The sequence below is a fragment of the Trueperella bernardiae genome (assembly GCF_001469025.1).
GTDB classification, from domain to species: domain Bacteria; phylum Actinomycetota; class Actinomycetes; order Actinomycetales; family Actinomycetaceae; genus Trueperella; species Trueperella bernardiae.
The window spans coordinates 21,955-30,586 of the sequence record NZ_LNIZ01000011.1; the positions used below are offsets into that span (position 1 = coordinate 21,955).

General features: G+C 65.7%; 5 protein-coding genes. 2 read left to right on the forward strand and 3 right to left on the reverse strand.

What is annotated here, in order from left to right; genetic code table 11:
• Window positions 1–101 precede the first annotated feature (101 nt).
• A complete protein-coding gene (locus AQZ59_RS08620; protein WP_062614245.1) occupies window positions 102–851 on the reverse strand; it encodes a nitroreductase family protein in 750 nt (249 codons plus the stop codon).
• A 58-nt stretch (window positions 852–909) separates the two neighbouring features.
• Between AQZ59_RS08620 and AQZ59_RS08625 the strand changes: the two genes are divergently transcribed.
• Both AQZ59_RS08625 and AQZ59_RS08630 read left to right on the forward strand, forming a co-directional pair.
• Window positions 910–1,386, forward strand: coding sequence for a GNAT family N-acetyltransferase (locus tag AQZ59_RS08625; protein WP_062614246.1), 477 nt, complete (start codon window positions 910–912; stop codon window positions 1,384–1,386).
• Between the two features lie 2 nt (window positions 1,387–1,388).
• On the forward strand, window positions 1,389–1,883 hold the full coding sequence (locus tag AQZ59_RS08630) for a GNAT family N-acetyltransferase (protein ID WP_236698704.1): 495 nt from the start codon (window positions 1,389–1,391) through the stop codon (window positions 1,881–1,883).
• Window positions 1,884–2,176: 293 nt separating this feature from the next.
• Here AQZ59_RS08630 and AQZ59_RS08635 read toward each other — a convergent pair whose 3' ends face one another.
• Both AQZ59_RS08635 and AQZ59_RS08640 read right to left on the reverse strand, forming a co-directional pair.
• Window positions 2,177–6,976, reverse strand: coding sequence for a S8 family serine peptidase (locus AQZ59_RS08635; protein WP_062614247.1), 4,800 nt, complete (start codon window positions 6,974–6,976; stop codon window positions 2,177–2,179).
• 305 nt (window positions 6,977–7,281) lie between these two features.
• A complete protein-coding gene (locus AQZ59_RS08640; protein WP_062614248.1) occupies window positions 7,282–8,220 on the reverse strand; it encodes a nucleoside hydrolase in 939 nt (312 codons plus the stop codon).
• Between the last annotated feature and the right edge of the window lie 412 nt (window positions 8,221–8,632).

The following is an 8,632-nucleotide window of genomic DNA, read 5'->3' on the forward strand; positions in this document are numbered from 1 at the left end:
TCTAACCTCCCGCGCCCCCGCGGGCATGGCGGAGGCCCGGAGCCGCACGTCTCCCGACGCCGACCGGACAGACCCGCCGACAGGGCCAACCTGGCTGTGGCCTACTTTTCCAGACCCATGTCGAATCCCTGCCCCTCCACGTAACGGAAGAAGTTCACCTGCAGCCCTGGCATGCCGATGCGCGCCACCTGGGTGGTGAAGGCATCCACGCGCCGGTTCACGTCGCGCAGGTCGTAGTAGGTGTGCATGTCGGCGTCGTAATCGGACAGCGCCTCCATCCACGAATCGGGCTCGCGGTAGACGTCGGTCATCACGCGCAGTCCCGTGGGGATGCGCGGCTTGAGCTGCGGGTTTTGCGCCGGCTTGCCGAGCATCATGCCGAGCACCGGGAAGGTGTAGCGCGGCAGGGCGAGAACCTCGATGAGGCGGGCGTAGTCGTTGAGGACCGAGCCCAGGTGAGTCACGCCCAGCCCCAGGCTTTCCGCCGCCACGGACATCGACTGGATCATGAGTACCGCGTCCGTGAAACCCTCGCGGAACACCACCGGCGACGCCGCCGGCGCCGGATCCAGCCCCTGCTCCTCGCGGATGCGCACCGAACGCCGCGCGTCCACGATCCCCACGATCAGCTCCGGCGCCCGCGCGATGTAGGGCTGCTTGCCGATCGTGGCCAACTCCTCACGCTTAGCCTGGTCCTTGACCCGGATGAGCGCCGCGTGCTGGAGGCCGCGCGAGGTGGAGGTACGCATCGCGACCTCAAACAGGGCCTCCATCGTCTCCTCGGGGATCGGCTCCCCGGTGAATTCGCGGATGGAGCGGTGGGCGAGCTGGGTCTCGATCGTCAAATTCATAGCACCAAGGATAGGTGGAATGACCAACGGGGATTGTGAGCGGTGCTACGTTAGACCTATGAGTATTCGCATTAGGCCAGCTACCGCGCTCGACGCCACCGCGGTCGCCGACGTCCACCGCACCTCCTGGGAGGACACCTACCGCGGCCTCCTTCCCGACGACGTCATCGCCCGCCACACCATCTCCATGGACGGGGTGTGGATGGCGCGCCTCGCCGACCCCGGGCCCACTACCACCTGGGTCGCTACGCACGACGACGACATCGTTGGCTTCATCCTCGTGGAAGCGATGGGGCCGGGCCATCCGGCACCCCTGCGAGTGGGCGGGCTCTACCTGCGCCCGGAGGTCAAGCGGCGCGGATACGGTACGGCGCTCCTCGAGTATGCGATCGCGGACGTGCCGGCGTACACCGAGGTGGCCGTGTCAAACCGCGGGGCCATGGAGTTTTGGGAGCGCCTCGGATTTAAGCAAACCGGCGCCGAGTTTGACGAGGCCTTCGGCGCCCACATCGCCACCCTCGTTCGGGAAGGATAACCATGATGTCTACGCGCACCGATCTGCGCCTTGTGCCCACCACCGAATCCGACCGCACCTATATCGCTCGGCTCAACTTCCTCACCGACACCTTCGGCGACGAACTCGGCGACCTCCCCGATGACTTCGACCAGTGGCACGACTACTACGTGGGCAACTGGAAGCCGGAGCTCGGCGGACTCATCGCATGGAAGGGCAACGTTCCGGCTGGCGGGTCGTGGCTCATGTGGGGCACCGACGACTACCACGGGTTTGGGCACGTGGCCGAAGGCGTGCCGGAGCTGGCGATCGCGGTTGAGCGCCGGTATGCGGGGTACGGGATCGGGTCTCGGCTCATCGACGGCGTCACCGAAATTGCGCGGGGCGCCGGGGCTCCCGGGATCTCGCTGTCCGTGGACCCCGCGAACGAGCACGCCCACCGCCTCTACCTGCGCTTGGGCTTCGAGCCCACCGGGCTCGAGGTGCACGGCCACCAGGTGCTGCTGCGCAAGTTCTAGCCGGGCTCGGCCAGTCTGGGCGGGCTGGTCCGGCAGGCCGGCACACCGGCATGCCGGCCTGCCGCTCCTCCCGCATGCCGGCTTCGTTTTCGCGTCACGCAAAGTGTTTTCTCGTCACTCAAATCGCCGATTTAGGTGACGGGAAAACACTTTGCGTGTGTCGAAACCGGTTACGTGTGCCGAAACGCAAGGCTTCGGCAAACCGGAGTGGTGGTGGCGAAACAAGTTGAATGCCACGGGATGCAGTTGGGGGCGGGCGCCATCGCCGCCCGCCCCCAACCGATAGGCACTAGTTACGCGTTAGCACGGCGCCGGATGAGCGCACCCACCAGGAGCAACGCGCCCGCCAGGGTTGCCACCCCCGTCACCGCTGCACCCGTGTAGGACAGCGATCCCTTCTCAGGCGCCTTCTGACCAGCCTGCCCGCCAGGCGTACCCGGCTTCTGCCCGTCAGTCGTGCCAACCTGGCCCGGCACCCACGTATGACCACCGTTGGCATCGGGATCGGTGAGGTCGCCATCGTCGATGCCCGGGACGAACGTGTCATCCGGGTTGGGCGTCGGATCAACCGGGTCCGGTTCCGGGTCCGGGTCCTTGACCACTTCGAACGGCACCGCGGCCGCCGACGTGTTGCCGGCCTTGTCGGTAGCGTCCACGACGATTTCGTGCTCGCCAACCTCGAAGTCGGGCCCGACCTCGAAGCTCAACAGGGTCACACCCTCAACGGCGCCAGCCTCACCAGCCTCACCATCGGCATCGGTTTCCTCAATTCCGGCCTCGCGCAGAGCCACCGCACTCGGCTGGCCACCCACCAGGTCCTTACCCTCGTCGAGCAGGATCCCGGCGCCAGGCGCCGGCGTCACCACGGTCTGACGTGCCACAACGGCTTCGCCATCCACGTACACAGTGGCGTCCGACAGGTGATCGTCGGTGACCCGGATATTGACCGTCTGGGTCTCGCTGGCCTTCATCTTCGCCTCGGGCTCAAGATCCACCTCAATCACCGGCGCCACAGCGTCCACCACCACGGGGATGAGCTGCGCGAACGCGTTACCCAGGTGGTCTTCGAGGAGCACGAGGATGGTGTCGCCGTCGGCGGCCGCCACCTTCGTGGCGAAGTCGCGGGCGTTGACCGCTGCGCCCGGGTCGTCGATTGTGAAGAACTGGTCCACGTGGTCGCCGTTGATGGACAGCACGTAGCCGAAGGCGTTATCGGAGACCGTGCCCGCGAACTCGACCTCGCCGGCCTCGCGCAGGTAGAGCGCGCCGTCAGGGTTGACCCCCGGTTTGCTCATCTCGATCTTCGGGGCCGTCAGGTCAAGTAGCACCTTGACCTTGTTGCCCACCAGCACCGTGCCGTCCACATCCGTGATACGTACGTTGAAGCCCGTGATGCCCTCGCGCAACGCAACCGGGGTTTCGAACGTGCCGTCCTCGGCCACCTCTACCGGCTCGCCGTTCACCAGGAACGAGCCCGGCACCCGGTTGAACCTGCCGGCGTACAGGTAGGTGTACTCGCCGTCTTCCCCGGCGCTCAGCGCGTCGTCGTCGGCGGTCACCACGTTGAAGTTCTGGTTGAAGCCGAGGTTCGCCTCGAGGGCGAGCGGGGTGGACGCGTCGGCGGGTGCGAGCACGATCGTGCCCACGCCCAGGTTCCCGGCGGCGTCGCGCGCGTGGACGGACAGGGTGAGCCGCCCGGGGCTGACGGGCACGTCGGCGGTAAAGCGCCCGTCGACCACCTCCACCTCGTCCCCTTCGATGCTCACCGTCACTGCGCCGAGGTTGTCGGCCACGGTGCCCTCGACCTTCACGACTCCGGCCTCCACCTGTGCCGCGATCTCGTCCCGGTTCGCCGGGGAGGTGATCGTCACGACGGGCGGCTCCGTGTCACAGATGAAGGTGAAGGTCTTCGTAGCCACCACCTCGCCGTCGGCGTTCAACCCCTCGACAGTCACCGTGTTCTCGCCCTGTACCAGGCTGGGGCGGATCTCGAAGCGGCCCGACTCCGGGACTTCCACCTCGGCGTCGCCGGCGCGGACCTTGACCACGTCGGAGGCAGCGCGGCCGGTGAGCACCAGCTTGCCGTCCTCCACCAGGAGCTCGCCGGTCTGATCGGACTCGGTGTTCTTGTTGATGTAGTCGAGGTCGGCCAGTGTCGGCTCGGACTCGATGACGAGCTTGTCCCCCAGCGTCACGGTCTTGCGCACCACGTTGATGGCACGGTCGGAGGTGTAGATCTCGAAGTAGCCCACCGAGTCGGCCAGGCCGCCCGGGATCGTCATCGTGTAGACGTCATCCTCGGGCTCGCCGGCGCTGATCACCACGGACGAGGGCCAGGTGAAGCGGCCCTGCACCGCATTAATCCCGGAGAAGTCGTCGGTGACCTTGACGCGAACCACGTAGTCGCCGTCGTCGTTCTTCTCGGTGGACAGGATCTCCAGCTCGGGCGCCACACGGTCGATGCCGAAGGGCATGTCGAGCGTCTGCGGCTCCCACGCATCACCCATGCGGGCCGAGAGGCGGTAGAAGTACTTTCCGTCGGGCAGGTCCTCGAAGGCCACGGTCTGCGGGTTATAGACCTTGCCGTCGAAGCGGATGTCGGAGAAGTCGGTCTGCGCGGCGTTGACCGGCGATTCCAGTTGCTCCTTCAGCGTGGGGCGGACCAGCTCGTCCTGCGAGCCGATCTCACGCACCACCTTCTCGCTCTCATCCAGGATCGACACCTCCACGCGCTTGGCGTTGCGCAGCAACGCCACCTTCGCAAACACGGCGTCGGCCAGCCCGTCGTTGTTGGGCGAAATGAACTGCTCGCCGTCGCCGAACGTGTAGAGGCCCTCATTGATGAAGGTGTAGAGCGAGGTTTGGGTGAAGGTGGTCTCGCCGTCCGACAGGATCGGAGCATCGAAGCCCTCGTAGGCGGGGTTGTCGATGATCGGCTCGGCGTTCCAGTCACCCGCGAAGCCGAGGTAGGGCACCGACAGGTCCGGCTGGTCCTCGTCCTTCGATTCGAAGGTGACCCAGCCCTGCGTCCAGTGGTCCTCGCCCGAGACGCTCAGCGTGTACGTGACCTCGGCACTACCGCCGGCCGGCACGATAACCTCCGTGCCCGACGCCGCAATCGCGTCCGTGTCCGAACAGTAGGTGGTGGTGAACTCCTTGCTCACCTCGTCCTCGTTAACCACGCACGTGGCGCCCGCGGTGAACGCGCGATCGATGTCGCCGTCGTTTTCCAGCGTCACCGTGAACGACGTCGACCCATCGACTTCCTTCAGCGCCACCACCGGCTCGCCGCCCACGGTGGCGTACACCTGCGTGTCAAGTGCATCGTCCACCTGGACCAGGCCGGCGCCCACCTGCCGCGGAGCGTAGGGCACGCCGTCGTGGTCAAGGATGAGCGCGGTGTTCGACAGGGCCACGCGGTTACGCAGCACAACCTCTGCGCGCGAGCGCCCGGTGCCGTCCCCCTCGGCCTTCTGGATCATGAGCGCGGCGACGCCGGCCACGTGCGGGGCGGCCATCGACGTGCCGGACTGGGTCTCGTAACGGTTGTCGTTGACCGTGGAGTACACGTTGCCGCCGATCCCTGCGATCTCCGGCTTGAAGCCGAGCTCGGGGCCAGCGCCCCACGAGGTGAACGTGGAGGGGGTCATCGCCACCGGGTTGGCCTGGATCAGCGCCTCGCTGGTGAGCGACACGGTGGTGGTGCCCTGGGCGATCATCTCGAGCAGCTTAACACCGTCCGTGTGGCCGATGAAGGCACCCGGGATTGTCACGTTCTCCAGGCCGGCCATGCCCGCGAACTCATCCCCGCCCTCCTCGTGGTTGTAGACGATGACGCCGGCAGCGCCCGCCGCCTGGGCGTTGAGGAACTTGTCACTGAACGGGATCTCACCGCGCTGGATGAGCACGTACTTCCCGGCAAAGTCCTTGCCCAGCACGTCGTCAACCTTGCCCAGCCCGCCATCGACGATCTCCATCGGCGTGCCGTCAGTGGAGCCGGCCTGCAGCTGGTGGGCGAAGTCGTACTCGCCGGCGTCGTTCTTCGCCACGCCCCGGCTGTTGATCGTGGTGGCGTTCTCGACCGACGCCACCGACCAGGCTCCCGTGCCCGTGGAGGGCGAGCCGACCGTGCCGTCGTCGAGGAGTCCGAGTGCGTCGTCGTTCACGCCCGTGGGCGAGCCGTTCTGGCCCTCGTTGCCCGCGGCCACGATGACCTCGACGCCGGCCGCGCGAGCCTTCGCGATCACGCGCTGCTCGCCCACCGACTGGCCCTCGTTACCGTTGGGATAGCCGAGCGAGAGATTAATGACGTCAGCACCGCGGCGCACGGATTCCTCGACAGCGGCCATGATGTCGTCGGCCGCGGCACCGGTGCGGTTCGGGTCGTTGGAGAAGACCTTCATCGCGAGCAGCTGGGCGTTCGGGGCCACGCCGTTGATCCGGCCGTTCGTGGCGACGTCGGCATCCTCGCCTCCGTTGGCCGCCACGATGCCGGCCACGTGCATGCCGTGCTGGGAGGCGGTGGTGTCCTTGACCTCGGTGTTGCCGTCGGCGAAGTTGTAACCGTAGGGCACCTTCGCGGTGAACCCGGGCTCGGGGGCGAGCTTGGTGTCCACCCCGTCGTCGAGACGCATGTCCTGATGGGCGATGTCGATGCCGGTGTCGACGATCGCGACCACCAGCCCCTCCCCGTCCACGCCGTGGTTTTCGGCCGCGGTGTCCACCTGGGTCAGCGTGGTGGCGGACTCCATTGACGGGTAGTAAACCCGCATGCGGTCGACGGCGACCACGCCCTTTTCGCGCGCCAGCTCGGCAATCGCGCTTGCCGGGATGTAGGCCGAGAAGCCGTTGACCAGGTAGCTGAACTGGCGGCGCAACGTCATGTTGTACTTGGCCGCGAGCGCCTTCGCCGTCGCGTCAACCTTGCCTGCGCCCGAGTCGAGCGTGACGATGACGGGCACGGTCTTTACCGACTTTTCGGCGGTCGTGGACGGAGCGGGTGGTGCGGGCGGTGGTTCTGGTGCGGCCATTGCGGGCACAGAGCCGAGGCTCAGCGCAAGAACCGCAAGCCCGGCGATCAATTGCTTCTTCATTGATTCACTTTCGTGCAGTGTTGTGCGAACACGTATATTTCGCCATGAATCAGGCCCCGGTGCCACGTGCGCCCACATACTGAACGCCCAGGTGGCAGGCCTGCCGCCACCCCGGCGGGCTGGCTTCGGTTTCGCGTCACCAAAAGTGTTTGTTCGTCACTCAAATCGCCGATTTAGGTGACGAGAAAACACTTTGCGTGTGCCGAGCAGCGTTGTCTGCCAGGTTGCGCCCGATGGGCCATGAGCTGATCGGCGTCGTCGAGGAAGCGACGAAGGCGGCGCGGGCCGCCGGGTGACAGCGCGGCCTAGCCGTAGAGCTTGATGCACTCCTCCACGATGTCCCAGAACTTCTCCACATCCACGTCCACCGCCACGTCGGAGTTCTTTTCCTTCTCCGACATGCCGAAGATGTCGCAGTTCGTGCGACCGTAGGAGGCCTCGCTTCCCAGGTCAATGTCGGTGCGCATGTGCTTAACCGTGATGACCGAAGGGTCGATGAGGTAGGCGATCGTCGTCGGGTCGTGAAGCGGGGCGCCCTCCCAGCCGAAGGTGCGCTTCTGCGACAAGTTGAAAAAGCCCATCATGTCGGTGAACAGCTTGCCAGCCGGGTTGTCATGCTTGGCCATGCGCTCGAGCACGTGCGGCAGCACGAGTACCTTGCGCGTGATGTCCAGGCCCATCATCGTCACCTTCACGCCGCTGTTGAAGACGACGTGGGCAGCCTCGCCGTCGGCCCAAATATTGAACTCGGCGGCCGGGGTGACGTTGCCCAGCTGGTAGCTGCCGCCCATGAGCACGACGCCTTTGATCTTGCCGATGATCTTGGGCTCCAGGCGCATCGCCATCGCAATGTTGGTGAGCGGGCCGGTGGGGACGAGCGTGATGTCGCCGTCAGAGGCGAGGAGAGTTTCGATGATGTACTGGACCGCGTGCTTGTCCTCGATCTCGCGGGTCAGCTCGGCGAAGACGGGGCCGTCCAGGCCCGAGTCGCCGTGGACGCGCTCCTCCACCGGGCGGTTCGGGATCACCATCGGGTGCTCCAACCCGCGGTAAACCTTGACGTCCAGGCCGAGGTACTGCACCACGTTGAGGGCGTTGCGTGTGGTTTTTGCCAGGGTCTGGTTGCCGTGAACCGTGGTGATGCCGAGGAGGTCAATTGCCGGGTGCTTGGCGGCCATGAGGATGGCGGTGGCGTCGTCATGACCGGGGTCGCAGTCGAGGATGATTCTGTGGGGCTGAGGCATGTCAAGTCCTTTCCTGTCAGGTGTTTCATTCTACGCACGATGGGGAAGACAGACACGCGCAATAGCTGGCCACACCGATAATCTGGGCCCGGTGTCGGGAGCTGTGGCCGCGGACCGATGACTCCGGATGGACACCGGTAATCTGGGCGGCCGAGGCCAGTTTTGCCGCGGCACTCCTCGCGCTTAGAATCTGCGGGATGACCTGAGCCGCATCTGCATATATGGGCGGATGCGGCCGAAACCGTTGGAGTGCTCTAGGTTTTTAGGTCCAGGTGACTTGAGTGTTGTCCATTGATGCCCTGCCTGTGGGTGGGGAGAATGGATGAATGGTGAAGAAATTCAGCAAGCATACTCCCGAGCAGATTGTTCGTAAGCTCGATAGGGCGCGGGAATTGAAGGAATCGGGATCAAC

Bases quoted from the DNA above. Each gene is read 5' to 3' on its own strand.
- AQZ59_RS08630 (WP_236698704.1), top strand. From the start codon at position 1,389: ATGATGTCTACGCGCACCGATCTGCGCCTTGTGCCCACCACCGAATCC.
- AQZ59_RS08635 (WP_062614247.1), bottom strand. From the start codon at position 6,976: ATGAAGAAGCAATTGATCGCCGGGCTTGCGGTTCTTGCGCTGAGCCTC.
- AQZ59_RS08620 (WP_062614245.1), bottom strand. From the start codon at position 851: ATGAATTTGACGATCGAGACCCAGCTCGCCCACCGCTCCATCCGCGAA.
- AQZ59_RS08640 (WP_062614248.1), bottom strand. From the start codon at position 8,220: ATGCCTCAGCCCCACAGAATCATCCTCGACTGCGACCCCGGTCATGAC.
- AQZ59_RS08625 (WP_062614246.1), top strand. From the start codon at position 910: ATGAGTATTCGCATTAGGCCAGCTACCGCGCTCGACGCCACCGCGGTC.